This is a genomic window from Enterobacter cloacae complex sp. I2, assembly GCF_014896205.1.
Taxonomy (GTDB): Bacteria; Pseudomonadota; Gammaproteobacteria; order Enterobacterales; family Enterobacteriaceae; genus Enterobacter; species Enterobacter quasihormaechei.
The window spans coordinates 45,620-62,819 of record NZ_JADBRA010000026.1; the positions used below are offsets into that span (position 1 = coordinate 45,620).

Consider the following 17,200-nt stretch of genomic DNA (forward strand, 5'->3'; position numbering starts at 1 on the left):
GTGTGTCAGTACTCGGTGGTCTTCATTAATGATTTAAAAACCTGGCTGCTCTCCGGGCTGGTGGTGCTTCGCCAGTGGATAACGCCGGGGGTGGTTGCCAGTTCAAACGGCTCGTCATCGTGAGCGCGATTCAGAATTCGCGCCGCGCGCCAGGCCATCAGGCTGAGCTGGGGTTCGGCAATACCGAGACGGTGCATCCCGGCGTTGACGGCAAACAGGCGGTTGCGCTGCGGGCCGTCCCATTCAAGGGTGAAATCATTGTTGATGCAGAAGGCGTCATCCTCATCCAGACGCAGTCGGGAAGAGAGCGGGGCCAGAAACGCGGGCTGCACGGCGCGGTAGCCGGTGGCGAAAATCACCACGTCGCTCTCCAGCTGTTCACGCCCGCCGTCGAGATGATGCTGTATGCTCAGGCGCTGCCCGTTTTCCAGGCGCGTCAGCGCCGTCACCGAGCGGGACGGCAGCAGGTGCGCCCAGGGTTTTTCGCGCAACACTTCGAAACGGTGGTACATGGCGCGGTAAATGGCCAGTAACGACTCCGTGGTGATCCCGTCGGAGGTCATCTTCTGTTCCTGCAACATCTGACGACGCGCGTCGTCACCGAGCGTGGCGAAGCTGTCCACATACTCCGGCGTGAAATACTCGTTAGCAAACGCGGCCTCATCCAGCGCGTTGTAATTGTTGCGGCGCGATACCCAGTTGAGGCTTAGCGGCTGGCCCCATTCCCCACGGAAGATATTCAAAAACAGATCCGCACCGCTCTGGCCGCCGCCGACAACGGTGACGCGTTTGCCCGCCAAATCCGGCGTGCGCAGCATCATCTCGCTGGCGTGGAAGCAGGTATCATCCTGCGCGGTGACGCACTCGGGCAGATTGATCTGCTTACCAATCCCCACGCAGACGTGGCGCGCAAGGAAGCGATCCCGCTGGGTCACCACCTCAAACAGGCCGTTTTGCTCATCAAAGCTGACCTGCTGCACCTGCTGGCTGAAGGCCAGATTCGTCAGATTATCCGCCGCCCAGCACAGGTAGTCGGCAAACTCCTCGCGAGAGACGGTGCGCTGCTCGGTGGTCAGAAAACGGTAGAACTTCTTACGCTGAACGAGGTAGTTCAGGAAACTGTGGCGGTTGGTCGGCTCCACGGCGCTGACCAGATCCTTCAGGAAGCTGGTCTGCATATGGCAGTCCGGCACCATCATCCCCGGGTGCCAGGAGAAGTGCGGCTTGCGTTCAAGAAACAGCGAGCTAAAACCGTCCAGCCCCTCTGCCAGCGCGGCGATGCTGAGGTTGAACGGACCGATACCGATGCCGATGAAATCATACGTTTTCATTGCGCTGACTCCTGGGAGACCAGAAAAAGAGGGTTATCAAGATCGCAGACGTAGTTTGGCAGCATGCGGCTGCCGCCGTCGTGTTCAGAGAAGGTCAGTTTGACCGGGTTGAGGATCACGCGAATAATCTGCGGCTTAAACAGGTCGAACTTCGCGAAGCGCGCCGCAAGATCCGGATGGGCGGCCATATAGCGGTGCAGCACCTGCGCCAGGATCTGATAAAAACGCGTTTCGCTCACGCCGCATTGCAGGGTGAGGCGCGAAATAAAGCGCAGCACGGTGACAAAGTTGCCGGTTTGCAGGTCGTGGATGATGTAATCCGCACTGAGGCGCGCGGTGACGGCTTTTACCTGTTCCGGCAGGCTCAGCGCCTGCGGGAAATCTTCGTCCACCAGGCGCATATCGCCCTGAAAATCCTTCAGCAGGATGCGCTGTGGAACGTCGTCTTTCATCACCAGCGTGACGTTCTGGCCGTGGGCGATCAGCGCCACGCCGTAGCGGCAGAGCAGATGATAGAAGGGGATCACCGTCGCCTCAAACAGCGTGTCCAGCCATGCGTCAGCGGTTAAGCCCGAGCGTTTGATCCACGCGTCAATCAGCGGGCGCCCCTGGTTGTCGGTTTCCATCAGCGCCGCCATCAGCACCGCCTGTTCGCCGTCCTGTAAATAGCAGGATGGGTTCTCGCGCCAGATCACGCCCAGCATCTCCTGATAGCGGTACGGCGCCTCAGGCAATGCGGCATAACCCGGATGCGACAGATAGCCGGCGGCGGGTTCGCCAAGCACCTGCGCTCCGGAGCGAATCAGCGTGGCATCGCTGGCGAACTGCTGCTGTAGCCAGCGCGAGGCCAGCGGACCGGCGGCAATGTACTTGCCCGGAATACCGCGGTAGCAGGAGGTGTTGTAGATGGTCAGCGGCAGCTTGATGTCATACGGTGCGCGACGGCTGGCGTTAGTCAGCGTGCGCAGGGACTGCTGCGCCAGATACTCATCGCCAAACTCGCCCAGCTCGACCATTTCGCCGCGCGCGAGCTGTGCCAGGAAATGAATGGCAATTTTTTGCTGCCACTGCCACGGATGCAGCGGCACGGGCAGCCAGCGGTCGTCCAGTTCCAGCGCCTGCCAGCGGGCGTCGAACCGGGCGCGCTCGGCATCGTCCATGGCGCTGGCGAGCAGGGCGTTAATGTCGCAATCGGCGTCGCTGCTCCAGACCAGACGCTCGCGCTGCACGGCTACCCAGTGCAGGCGAAAGCGACCGCGATATTCCGGCGCGTACTGGCGTAGCGCATCCAGCCCCCAGCCGCGGCGTCCCTTGTTGAAGATAAACTTTGGGTGACCGCGCATCAGGCACTGTAATTCGTCCGGGTCGAGCTGGATCAGCGCATCGGCATCCAGCGCTTCGCGCGCCTGCAACAGCTGCATGTCGCCGCGCAGCGTGGCATAAAGATCTTCCATGTGCTCCGCCGTTTGCGCGTCGCTCATCTCCAGCACGGTGGCGAGTTGTAGCAAAGCACTTTCCGCTTCGACCGTCGCGCCGCTGGCGGTGGTCAGGGTGTCCGGATCGATATGCAGCCAGCCCCAGATCCCACGCGTGGCGCGGAACTGCCATGACGCGTTGCCCATGGCGATGCGCCAGCCGTCCGCCGAAACCGGCTCGGCGCGCAGGGTGCGTTCGTATTCCAGTTCAGCGAGGATTTTCGCCACCATCTCGCGGTTCACTTTCTGCCAGAGCGCGTTCACAGTTCCACCTCATGAAAGAAGCGGTGACGCTCGCTCATGATCAGACGAGAGCGCTTGTGCGGGAAGTCAAACTCCTTCACCGTGTCGAAACCGGCGGACGTCAGGTGGCGGAACAGACGCTGATTGTCGAAGCGCGGCTCGGCGACAATACGCGTTGTGCGCGGTTCATCGAGATACAGATAGTGGCTCAGCCCGCGCAGCCAGCTGCGGATATACTGCGCCCCGCGCCAGTGCTCTTCCCCGACCAGCATGTGCAGCCCACGGTCAAAGGAATGCCAGCGGTAGTGGCGGCCAATACGGTCTTCTGGCGCCCAGTAGAGTTCAAAATAGCCGAACGGCTCATCGTCAAAGCAGCCGATCACCGGATAGCAGTACGACGAGTCGAGCTGGCGACGCAGGTAATTTTCCTGTTCGGCCTGCGGGCCCGCCATCTCCCAGAAGGCGTTCACGCGTGGGGTGTTCATCCAGCGGGTAAAACGCTCGCCGTCCAGCGCCACGTCCGCCACGCGGAAACTCAGGGTGCGCTTAATCTGCGGATCGTAACGGCGATAGACTTCACCCTGCGGGCGGTGAGGGCGCAGCGGGAAATAAAGCTGGCGGCTTTCGTCAAACTGCATGCCGCCGCTCGCCTGCGGACGTTCCCCTTTCAGCCACAACGGCAGCTGCCAGAAACGTTCACGCGCCAGATAATCCCCGCTTGCGAGGCTAAACAGCGCCTGCGCCTGGGGTTCATCCTGCCAGGCGGCCCACGGCAGGGTAATGCCCGTCAGGGCGGGCGCAGCAACAAACAGCTGGTCGAGCGCCTCCACCAGCCAGCCGTCCGGGATCCCGGCCAGACGATCAAGAACCGCGCTGCCGTCAAGACCCAGGGTCAGGGGCAGGTTTTTTTCCGTGGACGTGCAGCGGAAGCCGTAGCCGGAATGGACGATATTCGCAATGGCCATCACGCCTTCTCCTTATAAAACGGGTTGCTAAAGTCGAAATAGATCACCGCCGGATCGGCGATGGTATTTTCGTTGCGATCGTGCAGGTAGCAGAAGAAGTTGCCCTTACAGTTCCAGGTCGGGCTGTCGAGCACGTAATCGAGGCAGCGGGTTTGCTTCGCCGTTTTGCGCAGGTCGGCCAGCGCGTCCCGCACGCGGGACATCAGGCTCTCTTCGCTGTCGAAGCCGGCAGCGGCGAGGGCGGCGGTCACGGCAAGGGTGGAGTTCAGCAGCAGGTAGTAAGGGAAGTAGCGCAGCAGCTGGCTGTCGCCAAAGCGGTTTTCCACGTCGGTTTCGCCCGCTTCTTTCAGCCACGCGTCGGCCCCTTCGGTCCATGCGCTGCCCTGGCAGTCACGGTAGATAAGCCCAACGGGAAAATCCTGCTGCATCTCAACGAGGATATTTTGCTGGTGCGCCAGCAGCACCAGGCCGTAGTCCGCCTCGGCGCTGAACAGGGGGAGTAATACGCGGTCGCAGTAGGCGTCCAGCCAGCAGCGCGCGGCCTGGGCGAGCGGGAGATCCAGACGCGCGCTCAGACGGCGAACCGCCGCCGCCAGCAGGCTGTCGCCGCCGTCCGGTGCGGCCTGCGTCAGGCTTACCAGCACGTTAGTTTGCGTTTCAGGGGTAGGGAACAGCAGGTTGACGCGCAGGGCCATCAGGCTCTCTTCCTGAACGACGCCGTGCTCATCGCACAGGCCCGCCCAGCCGTCTTCCTGCATTACGCGCATGGTCGGGTAGCGCGCCTGGAGCCCCTGCCAGCGTTCCGTTTTCGCCAGGCGCGCCAGGCGCATTCCGCGCTTAACCTCTTTCACCGACAGCGTGCGCACGGAGTTGGTCAGGCGCACGCTCAGGGAAAACTTAATCATGTCGCTGTTGGTTTCGCTGTACAGCGAGCGGGAGGAGCTGGTGGGCAGCCACTGCGCGCCCGCTTCGCCCAGGTCCTGAAGGGCACCTTTTTCGACCAGACGCTGGCACCAGGGCTGTTCCAGCAGACAGTCAGCCTGCCACGGGTGCATCGGCAGCAGCCAGCGGGTGTCCGTGAAGTGGCCAAGCAGCGCCGGGGCGCTCTGCGCCGCAAAGCGCAGCAGCCGCTCCCGCAGGGAAACATTCAGGCTATCGCCGGTAATCTGCTTACTCTCAACCGCGAACCAGCGCAGCGGGAAGCGGGAGACAAAATCCGGCAGATAGCGGCGCGCCTCGGCGTCATTAAACGGCTCGTGCGACTTAGGTGCCGGGTGAAACGCGTGGCCGACCAGCAGCGCCTGTTCCGCTTCTGCAAAGGTCAGCGGCTTATCGCGCAGGTTGGCCCAGTTGTGGCGTAAATCAATGGCCTGCCAGGTATGCGTATGGCTTTCCAGCACGCGCTGCCTAAAGCGCGCCAGCGTATCGGCATCCAGAGATCCGTTGACCGACGGTTTTTGCAGAATGAAATCAATCAGTTGATGAAATGTGACCGCGTCACCACCGTCGCTGTCGGCCTGAATCAGCGTGGCCGGGAAACAATACTGGTGATGCTGCGTGGGGGAGAAATAGCGTACCGGAACCCGAATGGCCTGGGTTGGGGAGAGCGGGATATGAATCTGCGATAACTCATCCGCACGGGTTGCGGGAAGATAATGCCAGTCCTTCGTTTCGCGCAGCAGCGCGTTCAAAAAACACTGGGCCGCAACATCTGTACCGGCGGAGCGGGGCAGAGCACGCATAGATGTACCTCATTCCATGACTGATAATAATTCTCGTTATGATATTCATTCTGTTTACAGTCGCAACTATTTTTGCAATATTTGTTTTCATAAACTTCATAATTTCCACACATTTATTGACATTATCTTCACAATTCTATGCGCGCCTCTATTAATAATCTGACTGATGATATTGCCCCGAAGGCCAACTGGCCCCTGGCGCTGGGCGCCGGTTTACTGGGCATCGGACAAAACGGTTTGCTGGTCATGCTGCCGCAGCTGGTATCAATGACCGGTTTTTCGCTCTCCGTCTGGGCCGGGCTGTTGATGTTCGGCTCGATGCTCTTTTTACCCGCATCGCCCTGGTGGGGACGCCAGAGCGAGCGGCGCGGCTGCAAGATCGTTATGCTGGCCTCGTTAGGCGGCTATCTGGTGAGCTTCGTGGTGATGGCGCTGGTGGTCTGGGCGATGGCGCACGGCGCGCTGAATGCCTTCTGGGGAATGGCGGGCCTGATTCTGTCGCGCATGCTGTACGGCCTGACGGTCTCGGGGCTGGTGCCTGCGGCCCAGACGTGGGCCATTCAACGTGCCGGGCTGGATAAAAGAATGGCGGCGCTGGCGACGATAAGCTCTGGCCTTAGCCTCGGGCGTCTGCTGGGGCCGCCGCTGGCCGCGCTGATGCTCAGCGTCAGTCCGGTCGCACCGCTCTGGCTGATGGCGCTGGCACCGCTTATCGCGCTGCTGCTGGTGCTGCGCGAGGCCGCGGATCCGCCGCTGCCGCCGGTGGCGCATCAGTCGACGCGGTTACAGGCCTCGATGCTGCCTTTCCTGGCGCTGGCGCTGCTGCTGGCAGCGCTGGTCAGCCTGATGCAGCTTGGCTTATCGCCCCATCTCCACCCGCTCTTCAATGGCGATGCCGTGCAAATCAGCCATCATGTCGCGATGCTGCTGAGCCTGGCCGCGCTGGCGACCCTTGCGGCACAGTTTCTGGTGGTGCGCCCGCAGCATTTTAGCCCGAGGGTTTTACTCTTCATCGCCGCAGTTCTGATGGTGGCGGGGCTTGGGCTGATGTGCCTTGCAAGCGTCGCTCTGTTCTACGTGGGCATTGTCATCACCTCGCTGGGTGCCGCCATGGCCACGCCGGGATACCAGCTTTTGCTCAACGATCGGCTGACGACGGGTAAAGGCGCAGGGGTAATTGCCACCAGCCATACGTTGGGGTACGGTGCCAGCGCACTGCTGGTGCCCGTGGTGACGCGCTTGTACGGTGAGCAGTTTTTGATTACTGCCGCATGGGGAATGGCGGTGCTGTTTCTCGCGGTGAGCGTGTGGGTACGATCAACCGATCGTACCCCTTAAACATTAGTGGAACGGATGTGAGGACGTGCTCGCAGCGTCCTCGCTTTGCCGCAGACGCTGGAGCGGATCCTGCTGGTAAAACTGGCAAAAACGCTGCCACAACGCCGGGAAGCGAGGGGCAAAAAGCTCGGGTGCGCTAAAGAAATACTCGGACAGCACCGCAAAGCATTCGGCGGGATCGGTCGCCGCGTAGGCATCAATGCTGGCCGCACTCTCGCCAACCAGGTCTATTTCATCCTGAATGTTTTCCATCGCCGCGTGCAGGTCGTGCTCCCAGCCCGCGACGTCGCGCAGCGGGATCATCGGCACGCCGCTGGCGCGATCGCCGTTGCGGGTATCCAGCTTATGCGCCACTTCGTGAATAATCAGGTTGAAGCCCGAGGCATCGAACGAGTCCTGAATATCCAGCCAGTTGAGGATGATCGGCCCTTGCTGCCAGCTTTGTCCGGACTGCACCATACGCTGGTTGTGCACCAGGCCGATGTCATCTTCCCATTCGTCATCAACGATAAACGGTGCCGGGTAGATCAGCACTTCGTGGAAGCCATCCAGCCATTCGATGCCCAGCTCCAGCACCGGCAGGCAGAAGAGCAGGGCGATGCGCGAATTTTTAAGCGGGTCGAGCTCGAAGCCCTGTAGCGGTACCAGACGTTTTTGCTGTAAAAAACGCTCTGCCAGCTGAATCAGCTTTGATTGCTCTTCAGGCAAGAGATTCGCCAGCACGGGGATCGCCAGAGCCTCATCCCAGGGCAGCGCCATATTTCGACCAGCGTCGTTCGTTTTCCAGGGCCACTTAATCATCGCTTTGCTCGTTACTCGCACGTGAACAAAATGGAAAGGTCAGGGGCTGTTAGCATGCCAACATACTCTGTATAGCAGTATGACACTCCTCTTCGGCAGTTTGCAGACGGGCAGCCTGTTTAAGAGGAATCCAGCCCGCATAAACTATCACTATGTGCCGTCTGGTTGATAGCGCTTTAGGGGTATCCCCTTCATTTTGTGAAGTATGTCGTGCGCGGCTATGATAAACCTCTTCTCACCCTATGTGCTTAAGGATCTCGTCCGTATGCCCGTCAATTTTGACCTCAACGATCTCTACGCCTTCCGCGCGCTGCTGGAATACGGCAATTTCCGCCTTGCGGCAGAGTCTATCTGCCTTTCCCAGTCGGCACTGAGTCGCAGAATTGAAAAGCTGGAGGCGGCGCTGGGGGCAAAGCTTTTCGACAGAACCACCCGGCGCGTCACGCTGACCCTCTATGGTCAGACCTTTGCCGACCGGTGCGGGCAACTGCTTGCCGACGTGGAGTCCATGCTTTCGGATATCGATAAAGCCAGCGAGGAGCGCACGGGGCTGATCACCGTGGCGACCGTGCCGTCAGCCGCGTGTTACTTTATGCCGGACGTGATCCGTCGCTTTCAGTCTCGCTACCCCCGCGTACGCATAAAGCTGATCGACAGCAGCGCCGGGAATGTTATTGAGGCCGTCACCCGCGGACAGGCGGATTTTGGTATCTGTTTCGCCCAGAATTTGCAGCCCGACATCGAATGTGTCCCGCTGGTGGAGGACGTCTACGTCGCCGCCTGCCGGCGCGACAGCCCGCTTGCCAAAAGAAAAAGCCTGACGTGGCAGGCTTTTTATCAGCAGGATTATATCGGTCTGGATAAGACGTCCGGCAACCGCAATCTTCTTGACCAGCGGGTCGGGCATATTCGTCCCGAGCGCCCCAGCATCTGCGAAACACGGCACGTGACGACCATGCTGGGGATGGTTGAAGCCGGGATCGGCATTGCCGCCGTTCCCGCCATGTCGATGCCCCGCGCCGAACATTCGCTCCTGACGTCGGTCCCTTTAACCGAGCCCGAAGTCAGGCGGACCGTGGGGCTGATTCGCCGTCGCGGGCGGATCCAGTCCTATATTGCTGCCGAACTGGAAGCGCTGATCACCGAGCAGTATCGCGATCTGCGCTAACGGGCTGTAGCCCGGTTGCCGTCACGATCGGTGCTGCATCCGGGGAAGAGAGAAAGGCCAGCAGCGCTTTCCCCCGTTCAGGATGGTCGGCGCTCTGGGTCACGGCGCCGGCGAAGCGGGTTATGTACTGCATGTCGTCAGGCAGCTTGCCCACAAACGTCACCCCCGGTACCGGCAGAAGTTCGCTGACCTGCTGAAAGCCGAGGTCGTATTTCCCTTTCGCCACCTCAGACGCCACCGGGATGCGTTCAACCCGATGTGCTTTACCGTGAACCTGGCCGTCGATGCCCAGTTTCCCGAACAGCTCGCTCTCGACATAGCGGCCGCTGGCGCTGTCGGAATACGCCATGGATTGGGCCTTCAGCAGCGTTTGTCGAAGGGCAGCCACCGTACTGATATCCGGCACCGGCGCGCCCGCTTTAACGACCATCCCGACGGGCGAATCTGCCAGCTCCACACGGGAGCCCGGCGCCGTCCAACGATCCTGTTCAAGCTTTTCCAGCGCATTGCCAACCATAATCACCACATCCGCTTTTTCGCCCCGGGCGAGCCGGGCGGGAATAGCCTGCGGGGTTTTGCCCATCGACGGGCCGGAGATTAAAACGAGCCTGTCGCCGCTTTTGGCCTCATACTGCGGCGCCAGTTTCTCCAGCGCCGCTCTGAAGCCGCCTGAAATCATCACCGTCACATCCTGTGCAAGCGCGCCCGCGCTGAGGGTGGCGAAGGTCAGGGCGGTAATCACCGTTCTGAATGTAAGCATCATCAATCACTCCTCAACGGCGGTGTGCAGGGCTAACGTACGGCGACGATAGAGATAGAGCGTTGCCAGCAGGGCGCAAACGGCGGCAAAGCTCATCCAGTAGCCCGGAGAGGCTTTGTCCCCGGTGTACTCAATCAAGGCGGTCGAGATCACCGGCGTGAAGCCGCCAAAGACGGCGGTCGCCAGGCTGTAAGCCAGCGAGAAGCCCGCTACGCGGACTTCTGTTGGCATGATCTCCGTCAGAGCCGGGATCATCGCGCCGTTATACAGGCCATAGAGGAAAGAGAGCCACAGCAGTACGGTCAGCATCATGGAGAAGCTCGGGGCGGCGGCCAGCATCGTCAGCGCCGGATAGCTGGTTGCCAGCGCCAGCAGCGTCATGGCGATCAGCACCGGCTTCCGCCCGAAGCGGTCCGAAAGCGCACCGCCGATCGGCAGCCAGATAAAGTTGGACACCGCCACCAGCAGCGTGACCAGCAGGCTGTCCGACGCGCTCAGCATCAGCACTTTTTTACCGAAGGTCGGCGCGTAAACGGTGATCAGGTAAAAGGCGGTGGTAGTCATCGCCACCATCAGCATGCCCGCGACGACAACCTGCCAGTTGGCGAGCAGCGTTGTGAAGACCTGACGCATCGCCAGATGGTGGCGACGGGCGCTGAACTCCTCGGTCTCCTCCAGCTTGCGGCGCAGGAAAAAGATGAACGGCACAATCAGACAGCCAAACAGGAACGGGATACGCCAGCCCCACTCGCGAATGGCGCTCTCTTCCAGCACCACGTTCAGCGCGAAGCCCATCGCCGCCGCGACCATAATGGCGACCTGCTGGCTGCCCGACTGCCAGCTGGTGTAAAAACCCTTGCGGCCCGGCGTGGCGATCTCCGCCAGATAAACCGAGACCCCGCCCAGCTCAGCGCCTGCCGAAAAACCCTGCAACAGGCGGCCGGTCAGCACCAGCAGCGGCGCCCACAGGCCAATGCTCTGATAGGAAGGGATCAGCACAATCAGAAACGTTCCGGCGGCCATAATCGACAGGGTGACGATCAGCCCTTTACGGCGACCCACTTTATCAATGTAGGCTCCGAGGACAATGGCCCCGATCGGACGCATCAGAAAGCCCGCGCCGAAGACGGCGAAGGTCATCATCAGCGAGGCAAATTCACTGCTGGCCGGGAAGAACGTGTGGGCGATATAGGTGGCGTAAAACCCGAACAGAAAGAAGTCGAATTGCTCAAGAAAGTTGCCCGACGTGACGCGGAAAATCGCGCCGGCTTTCGCCCGGACGGTTGCAGGTGAGGTTGAGGAAACCATGGTTATCTCCAGTTTTTATAACGACGTTATGCTCGTCTGTTTCTGAAAACTGGATCAGTATGTGAGAATTAATAAGCGCAAAAAGCGCATGAATTGATGCGTGCAGCGCATGAATGACAATGTGTTGACCAGGATTTACATAAGCAACAATAACTTAACATTTGGGTGATCTTTTATTTACCTGTTTTCGCTAAGTTGCTGAAATCGCTGTTTTGTGACGTCGCGCAGAGGTGAAGCCAGGCAAAGCCTGGCTTCGGTAATTTAGCGCAGCGCGTTGGCAATGGCGCTAAACATCAGCGACGCTTCCAGCGGCTGGGCGCTGAATGACGGCTCCGCCTGTGGCCAGGTGGACCACTGGACAATCACCAGGTTTTCCTTCTGATTCACCACAATCATCTGGCCGAAAATGCCCAGCGCCCAGAGGGAGTCCTTCAGCGAATCCTCGACCTTTGGCTCTACGTTTGTGGCGTTGGCCGGCACCTCATTGTTCCACCACTGATAGCCGTAAAGGCCTTTCGGATGCGCGGCGGAGACAGAACCTTTTGCCTGCGTCCACTCGGAGGACTGCTTCACCCAGCCGTCAGGGAGGATCTGCTTCCCGTCCGGCAGCGTACCGTTATGCAGGATAAATTCTCCGAAGCGTCCCCAGTCTTCCAGGGTTGCGTTAAATCCGTGCGCGCCCACGTCGTGCTGGCCTTTGCTGTAGGCATGCCATACGCCGTCGCTGGCCATGCCGTACGGCTGCCAGATGCTTTTCTCCAGATACGCGGCGAGCGTCATGCCGGTGGCGCGCTCAAGCACATCGCCTAACAGCCACGCGCCGCCCGAGGAATAGGACCAGTTTTCCCCCGCCGGATGTTCGCGGCGTAATCCTTTCACCAGCGTGCGCACGCAGTCGTAGGTGCCCGGCTTCGCTTCGCATTCGGTAAGCCGGGCGAAGTCTGACTGCGGGTTGGTGTAATCTTCATTCCACGCCACGCCGGAGGTGTGGGTGATGAGCTGCTTCAGCGTGACGCCGTCCCAGGCGGTGCCTTTTAAATCCGGTTCGTATTGGGTGACAAGGTCGTCCAGGGAGTGGATTTTACCCTCTTTGATCGCCACACCCACCAGCGCGGAGACCACGGATTTGCCCACGGAGCGCGAGGTCCAGAGCGTTGAATCGGTATTGCCTTCTCCCAGATATTTATAGGCCACTTTGCCATTTTTCAGCACCAGCATGCCGCTGACGTTCTGGCGCTTCAGGTAATCCTGAAGATCATAGGTTTTGCCATTCACCTGATAGCGGGCATCTGTGAGCGGTTTTTCTGCGGCGAGCAGCGGCGAGGCGTTGCCGTGGCGGAATACATCGCCCGCGTAGTTGCGGTAGTCATTGCGAAAGCCCACCACGCGGTCGGCCTGGCTCCAGGTGAGCATCGTATGGGCGTCCGGGAGTTTGGCATCAAAAGGCGCCGGACAGGTCGTGAGGTCGGTGCCGCCACAGGCAGCCATCGCGGCAGGCGAGACCAGGCTACCGACGACAAGCGCCGCGAGCAGCGTGCGATTGGTTTTGTTTTTCATATTTATCTCGTTTGGCTCAGGAAGGATTTCAGTTTAAGAACCCGCGCCCTATAATAAAAAACGCGTTATGGGGGAAAATCCCCCGTAAAATTCGCGTGGAGAATAACGTGGCAAACCTGATCTACTCTTTTGCCCAGCTTGAGGCGTTCACCGCCGTCGCTGAGCACGGCAGCCTGATGAAGGCGGCCAGTAAACTCGGCAAAGATCGTACAACCCTTCGAGATCTGATCGATTTTCTTGAGGATGGGCTGGGCTACGCGCTGTTCCTGCGGGAGGGGCGCAGCCTGCGCCTGACGCCGGAAGGGGAGCAGCTTCAGCGGCAGGCGCACCTGCTGATGCGGCAGGTGAAAGCGTTTGAGGCGTTTGCCCGTACGGTGCCGGACAGCGCCACGCAGGACATTGCCCTCGTTTACGATCCGTTCACCCCCAGAGCCTTTTTGCAGGCGCTGATTGCCACGCTGGCGACGCAAAAAATTCGCCTGAGCCTGACCAGCGCGTCGCGCGATGAGGCGGAAGCCATGCTGGCGAGCGGCCAGGCCGATCTGGGCATCTGCCAGGCGCGCAACCGCAGCGTGGGCAATGAGATGGAGTGGCGGGCATTAGGGGCGATCGAAATGGATTTTTACGCCGCAACGGCGCTTTTTGCGGAGGTGGCATCGCCGGTGTCGCTGCTCGATCTCTCCCTGGTGCCGCAGGTGATTATGCATGCCGCATCCGACGAGCCGGTTGCGCGTCGCCTGCAAATTTCAGGGCACACCCTTTTCACTAACGAACTGGAGATGCTGCGCGGCCTGCTGGAGCAGGGGTGCGGCTGGGGCTTTTTGCCGACCCATCTTCACGCGGCGCGGTGGAAAAATGTAAGAAGGCTGCCCACCGAAGTGGGCAGCCAGGGGATAAGTCAGACGATGGTCACCATCTGGAAGCCGGGCAGCGACAAGCGCGGGCTTATCAACGATACGCTGTCGCTGCTGCCGGCATTATGGAAATGCTCAGCGCTGTGAGCACCCTTTGCACTGTTTGTTCTGGATCTGCTGGAAGAAGTCGTTGCCTTTGTCATCCACCAGGATAAACGCCGGGAAGTTTTCCACTTCAATTTTCCAGATTGCTTCCATTCCCAGTTCCGGATACGCCACGCACTCCAGGCTCTTGATGCTGTTTTGCGCCAGCACCGCCGCCGGGCCGCCGATGCTGCCGAGGTAGAAGCCGCCGTGCTTATGGCAGGCGTCGGTGACCTGCTGGCTGCGGTTACCTTTTGCCAGCATGATCATGCTCGCCCCGTGGGATTGCAGCAGGTCCACATAGGAGTCCATGCGCCCCGCAGTGGTTGGGCCGAGTGAGCCAGACGCATACCCTTCCGGGGTTTTGGCCGGACCGGCATAGTAGATCGGGTGATCTTTCACGTACTGCGGCAGCGCTTCGCCGTTATCAAGCAGTTCCTTCAGCTTCGCATGGGCGATGTCGCGCGCCACGATGATGGTGCCGTTAAGGGACAGGTGGGTAGAGACCGGATGCGCGGAAAGCTGTGCCAGGATCTCTTTCATTGGCTTGTTAAGGTCAATGCTCACCACGTCGCCTTCACCCTGCTGGCGCAGGGATTCAGGAATATACTGGCCAGGGTTGTGCTCCAGCTTCTCAATCCAGATCCCATCGCGGTTAATCTTCGCTTTGATGTTGCGGTCAGCGGAGCAGGAGACGCCCATGCCGATTGGACAGGAGGCACCGTGGCGCGGCAGGCGGATCACGCGAATATCGTGGGCGAAGTATTTCCCGCCGAACTGTGCGCCGAGGCCGAGGTTTTGCGCTTCCTGAAGCAGTTCCTGTTCGAGCTGAACGTCGCGGAACGCCTGGCCGTGCGCGTTGCCTTCGGTTGGCAGTTCATCGTAGTAGCGCGCAGAGGCGAGCTTGACGGTTTTCAGCGTAGCTTCCGCGGAGGTGCCGCCGATAACAAAGGCAATATGGTACGGCGGGCAGGCTGCGGTGCCGAGGGTGCGCATCTTTTCAACCAGGTAGTTTTTCAGCTTCGCCGGGGTAATCAGCGCCTTGGTTTCCTGGTAGAGATAGGTTTTGTTGGCAGAGCCGCCGCCTTTCGCCATGCACAGGAATTTATACTCGTCACCGTCGACGCTGTAGAGGTCAATCTGTGCGGGCAGGTTGGTGCCGGTGTTCACCTCTTTATACATATCCAGCGCCGCATTCTGCGAGTAGCGCAGGTTGTCTTCAATATAGGTGTTATACACCCCCTGGCTCAGCGCCGCTTCGTCACAGCCGCCGGTCCAGACGCGTTGGCCTTTCTTACCCATAATGATTGCCGTGCCGGTATCCTGACAGGTTGGCAGCACGCCTTTCGCCGCAATGTCCGAGTTGCGCAGGAATTGCAGGGCCACGTATCGGTCGTTCTCGCTGGCCTCCGGGTCGCTCAGAATAGCCGCAACCTGCTTCTGGTGAGAGGTGCGCAGCATAAACGCGGCGTCGTGGAAGGCCTGCTGTGCCAGCAGGGTCAGCGCTTCGGGCTCCACCTTCAGCACTTCCTGACCGTCAAACTCGGCAACGGAGACGTGCTCTTTGGTCAGCAGATAGTATTCGGTGTCGTCATGCGCGAGCGGGAAGGGGTTCTGGTAGAAAAACGGTTTGTTTGACATAGCGTATTGCTCCACAAAAATAAAACCGCCGGAGGAGAAGTCCGGCGGTCAGGAATCAGAACATCATGGACATCCACGGGTAGCCAATCAGCAGCAGGGCCGCCAGGAAGATGGCGCCGAAGATGGTGCCGAGGCGCCAGTAGTCTTTGGTTGGCAGGTAGCCGCTACCGTAGTAAATCGGGCTTGGACCAGTACCGTACGGGGTGATGATCCCCATCACGCCCAGCGAGGTCACCATCAGCAGGACGAACACTTCCATATTCATGCCCGGAATGGTGGAGGCGATGGTCAGCATCGCCGGCAGCAGCGCCGTGGTGTGCGCGGTGGTGCTGGCAAACAGGTAGTGCAGCAGGTAGAACGCCAGCAGCAGGACGATGGTCGCCACGCCCGGAGAGATACCGCTCATCAGCAGGCCACCTTCTTTACCCAGCCAGCTGATAAAGCCAGTGGAGGAGAGGCCGTCCGCCAGCGCCACCAGGGTGGCGAACCACACGAAGGTGTTCCAGGCGGCTTTGTTGCCGGTGATGTCGTTCCACTCCAGTACGCCGGTCCACAGCATCAGGCCGACGATGAGCAGGGCAGCCATCGCGGGCTCAATCCATGCGGCGGCGAAGATCCACATCAGCAGCGCGCAGCACACGAACACCAGCAGCAGGATCTCATTGCGCGACAGTTTGCCCAGTTTTTCCAGCTCACGGGTCGCCCACAGCGGCACTTCGTTGTTCACCTTCACTTCCGGCGGGTAGAACCAGTAGGCCAGCAGCGGCATGGTCAGGATCAGCAGGATGCCCAGCGGCAGGAAGGCGAGGAACCAGGTGCCCCAGGAGATATCAATCCCAACGGTGCTTTTCACCAGCGCCAGCGCCAGCAGGTTCGGCGCAAGGGCTGAGAGGAACATGGAGCTGGTGATACAGGCCGCGGTAATGGCCACCCACATCAGATACGAACCGATTTTACGCGCGCTTGGGTCGTTCGGTTTTGAACCGTACAGCGGCGGCAGGTTGGCGATAATCGGGTAGATGGTCCCACCGCTGCGCGCGGTATTGGACGGGGTAAACGGTGCCAGCAGCAGGTCCGCGAAGGTAATCGCGTAACCGAGCGTCAGGCTGCGACGGCCCAGATATTTCACCAGAATCAGCGCCAGGCGGCGGCCGAAGCGGGTTTTGTCGTAGCCCGCGGCAAACATAAAGGCACCGAAGATCAGCCACACGGTGGAGTTACCAAACCCGCTCACCGCCCATTTAAAGGAGGCGCCCGCCAGCTTGAATTTCGGGTCAGCCAGCTGTTCGGGGCTAAAGAGCACCCACTGGCTGCACAGCGCAATCGCCACCACGCCGGTGAGGCCGATTACGGCGCCCGGCAGAGGTTCGAAAATCAACCCAACGATGACGCCAACAAAGATGGCGAAGTAGTGCCACGCATAAGGCGGCAGCCCTTCAGGAACGGGGACAAACAGCAGCAGGACGGCAACGATGATGGGCAGGGCCATCATCAGCAGGCGTTTTGCTGTTCCATTTGATGCCAGATTCGCCGCAGGAGGCGTTACAGCAGTTTTTGTTTTCATAGTTTCACGTCTTAAGTTGTCAAAAATTCGTCGTACAGCGAAAACACACATTCGATTGCTTTATTCGTTTTGCTTTTTTTAGTTATTTAAGGTGCGTTTTTGTGTTTTCAGTAATAGCGATTTAACGCATTTTTGTTTGCGCTAAATAAAAAATGATGATGTTTTTATATTGCGCCTTTGGATGCCATTACTATTGATCGCGATCAAAAAAATAGAATTATGAGCGTATTTTTATACTTTTTATAATAACCACTCGGAGTAGTGTGGTTATTCGCTGGTTTTACGCATTTTATGTATCAAATTTATAAC

At 59.5% G+C, this 17,200-nt stretch carries 13 protein-coding genes; 3 read left to right on the forward strand and 10 right to left on the reverse strand.

Annotation, left to right across the window (positions count from 1 at the left end):
• Nucleotides 1-5 precede the first annotated feature (5 nt).
• From IM300_RS20100 to IM300_RS20115, 4 genes are read right to left on the reverse strand one after another with little or no spacing between them, the layout of a single operon-like run.
• Nucleotides 6-1,331, reverse strand: coding sequence for a lysine N(6)-hydroxylase/L-ornithine N(5)-oxygenase family protein (locus IM300_RS20100; RefSeq protein ID WP_107533324.1), 1,326 nt, complete (start codon nucleotides 1,329-1,331; stop codon nucleotides 6-8).
• Nucleotides 1,328-3,070, reverse strand: a complete 1,743-nt coding sequence (gene iucC, locus IM300_RS20105; RefSeq protein ID WP_370552251.1) for an aerobactin synthase IucC — start codon at nucleotides 3,068-3,070, stop codon at nucleotides 1,328-1,330. The genes IM300_RS20100 and iucC overlap by 4 nt, the downstream gene beginning before the upstream one ends.
• Complete coding sequence (locus tag IM300_RS20110; protein WP_193038017.1) at nucleotides 3,067-4,014, reverse strand: GNAT family N-acetyltransferase; 948 nt, start codon at nucleotides 4,012-4,014, stop codon at nucleotides 3,067-3,069. The genes iucC and IM300_RS20110 overlap by 4 nt, the downstream gene beginning before the upstream one ends.
• Nucleotides 4,014-5,756, reverse strand: a complete 1,743-nt coding sequence (locus IM300_RS20115) for an IucA/IucC family siderophore biosynthesis protein (RefSeq protein WP_193038019.1) — start codon at nucleotides 5,754-5,756, stop codon at nucleotides 4,014-4,016. The genes IM300_RS20110 and IM300_RS20115 overlap by 1 nt, the downstream gene beginning before the upstream one ends.
• A 138-nt stretch (nucleotides 5,757-5,894) precedes the next feature.
• On the opposite strand from IM300_RS20115, the gene IM300_RS20120 reads away from it, so the two are divergent.
• Nucleotides 5,895-7,094: an MFS transporter gene (locus IM300_RS20120; RefSeq protein WP_193033681.1), complete on the forward strand. Its 1,200-nt coding sequence runs from the start codon at nucleotides 5,895-5,897 to the stop codon at nucleotides 7,092-7,094.
• A 3-nt stretch (nucleotides 7,095-7,097) separates the two neighbouring features.
• Here IM300_RS20120 and mtfA read toward each other — a convergent pair whose 3' ends face one another.
• Nucleotides 7,098-7,895, reverse strand: coding sequence for a DgsA anti-repressor MtfA (mtfA, locus tag IM300_RS20125; RefSeq protein WP_193038021.1), 798 nt, complete (start codon nucleotides 7,893-7,895; stop codon nucleotides 7,098-7,100).
• Between the two features lie 265 nt (nucleotides 7,896-8,160).
• Between mtfA and IM300_RS20130 the strand changes: the two genes are divergently transcribed.
• Nucleotides 8,161-9,063 (forward strand): LysR family transcriptional regulator, encoded by a 903-nt coding sequence (locus IM300_RS20130; protein ID WP_063868391.1) that lies wholly within the window; start codon nucleotides 8,161-8,163, stop codon nucleotides 9,061-9,063.
• Here the strand turns inward: IM300_RS20130 and IM300_RS20135 are convergent.
• The 3 genes from IM300_RS20135 to IM300_RS20145 form a co-directional block, all read right to left on the reverse strand.
• Nucleotides 9,035-9,823, reverse strand: a complete 789-nt coding sequence (locus IM300_RS20135; protein WP_370552252.1) for a substrate-binding domain-containing protein — start codon at nucleotides 9,821-9,823, stop codon at nucleotides 9,035-9,037. The two genes, IM300_RS20130 and IM300_RS20135, sit on opposite strands and share 29 nt — an antisense overlap.
• Before the next feature lie 6 nt (nucleotides 9,824-9,829).
• Entirely contained in the window at nucleotides 9,830-11,131 is a 1,302-nt protein-coding gene (locus IM300_RS20140; RefSeq protein WP_063450198.1) for an MFS transporter, read from the reverse strand.
• Nucleotides 11,132-11,392: 261 nt separating this feature from the next.
• A complete protein-coding gene (locus IM300_RS20145; RefSeq protein WP_193033684.1) occupies nucleotides 11,393-12,688 on the reverse strand; it encodes a serine hydrolase in 1,296 nt (431 codons plus the stop codon).
• A gap of 95 nt (nucleotides 12,689-12,783) precedes the next feature.
• Here IM300_RS20145 and IM300_RS20150 point away from each other — a divergent pair, with 95 nt between their 5' ends.
• On the forward strand, nucleotides 12,784-13,689 hold the full coding sequence (locus IM300_RS20150) for a LysR family transcriptional regulator (RefSeq protein ID WP_193038025.1): 906 nt from the start codon (nucleotides 12,784-12,786) through the stop codon (nucleotides 13,687-13,689).
• Here the strand turns inward: IM300_RS20150 and fumA are convergent.
• Entirely contained in the window at nucleotides 13,678-15,327 is a 1,650-nt protein-coding gene (fumA, locus tag IM300_RS20155) for a class I fumarate hydratase FumA (protein ID WP_193038027.1), read from the reverse strand. The two genes, IM300_RS20150 and fumA, sit on opposite strands and share 12 nt — an antisense overlap.
• A 55-nt stretch (nucleotides 15,328-15,382) precedes the next feature.
• Nucleotides 15,383-16,891 (reverse strand): anion permease, encoded by a 1,509-nt coding sequence (locus IM300_RS20160; RefSeq protein ID WP_074160984.1) that lies wholly within the window; start codon nucleotides 16,889-16,891, stop codon nucleotides 15,383-15,385.
• Nucleotides 16,892-17,200: the final 309 nt, after the last annotated feature.

What these genes read in the sequence shown, in the direction of transcription:
- IM300_RS20100 (WP_107533324.1), bottom strand. Translation starts at nt 1,331, where the DNA reads ATGAAAACGTATGATTTCATCGGCATCGGTATCGGTCCGTTCAACCTC.
- IM300_RS20110 (WP_193038017.1), bottom strand. Translation starts at nt 4,014, where the DNA reads ATGGCCATTGCGAATATCGTCCATTCCGGCTACGGCTTCCGCTGCACG.
- IM300_RS20115 (WP_193038019.1), bottom strand. Translation starts at nt 5,756, where the DNA reads ATGCGTGCTCTGCCCCGCTCCGCCGGTACAGATGTTGCGGCCCAGTGT.
- IM300_RS20120 (WP_193033681.1), top strand. Translation starts at nt 5,895, where the DNA reads ATGCGCGCCTCTATTAATAATCTGACTGATGATATTGCCCCGAAGGCC.
- mtfA (WP_193038021.1), bottom strand. Translation starts at nt 7,895, where the DNA reads ATGATTAAGTGGCCCTGGAAAACGAACGACGCTGGTCGAAATATGGCG.
- IM300_RS20130 (WP_063868391.1), top strand. Translation starts at nt 8,161, where the DNA reads ATGCCCGTCAATTTTGACCTCAACGATCTCTACGCCTTCCGCGCGCTG.
- IM300_RS20135 (WP_370552252.1), bottom strand. Translation starts at nt 9,823, where the DNA reads ATGCTTACATTCAGAACGGTGATTACCGCCCTGACCTTCGCCACCCTC.
- IM300_RS20140 (WP_063450198.1), bottom strand. Translation starts at nt 11,131, where the DNA reads ATGGTTTCCTCAACCTCACCTGCAACCGTCCGGGCGAAAGCCGGCGCG.
- IM300_RS20145 (WP_193033684.1), bottom strand. Translation starts at nt 12,688, where the DNA reads ATGAAAAACAAAACCAATCGCACGCTGCTCGCGGCGCTTGTCGTCGGT.
- fumA (WP_193038027.1), bottom strand. Translation starts at nt 15,327, where the DNA reads ATGTCAAACAAACCGTTTTTCTACCAGAACCCCTTCCCGCTCGCGCAT.
- IM300_RS20160 (WP_074160984.1), bottom strand. Translation starts at nt 16,891, where the DNA reads ATGAAAACAAAAACTGCTGTAACGCCTCCTGCGGCGAATCTGGCATCA.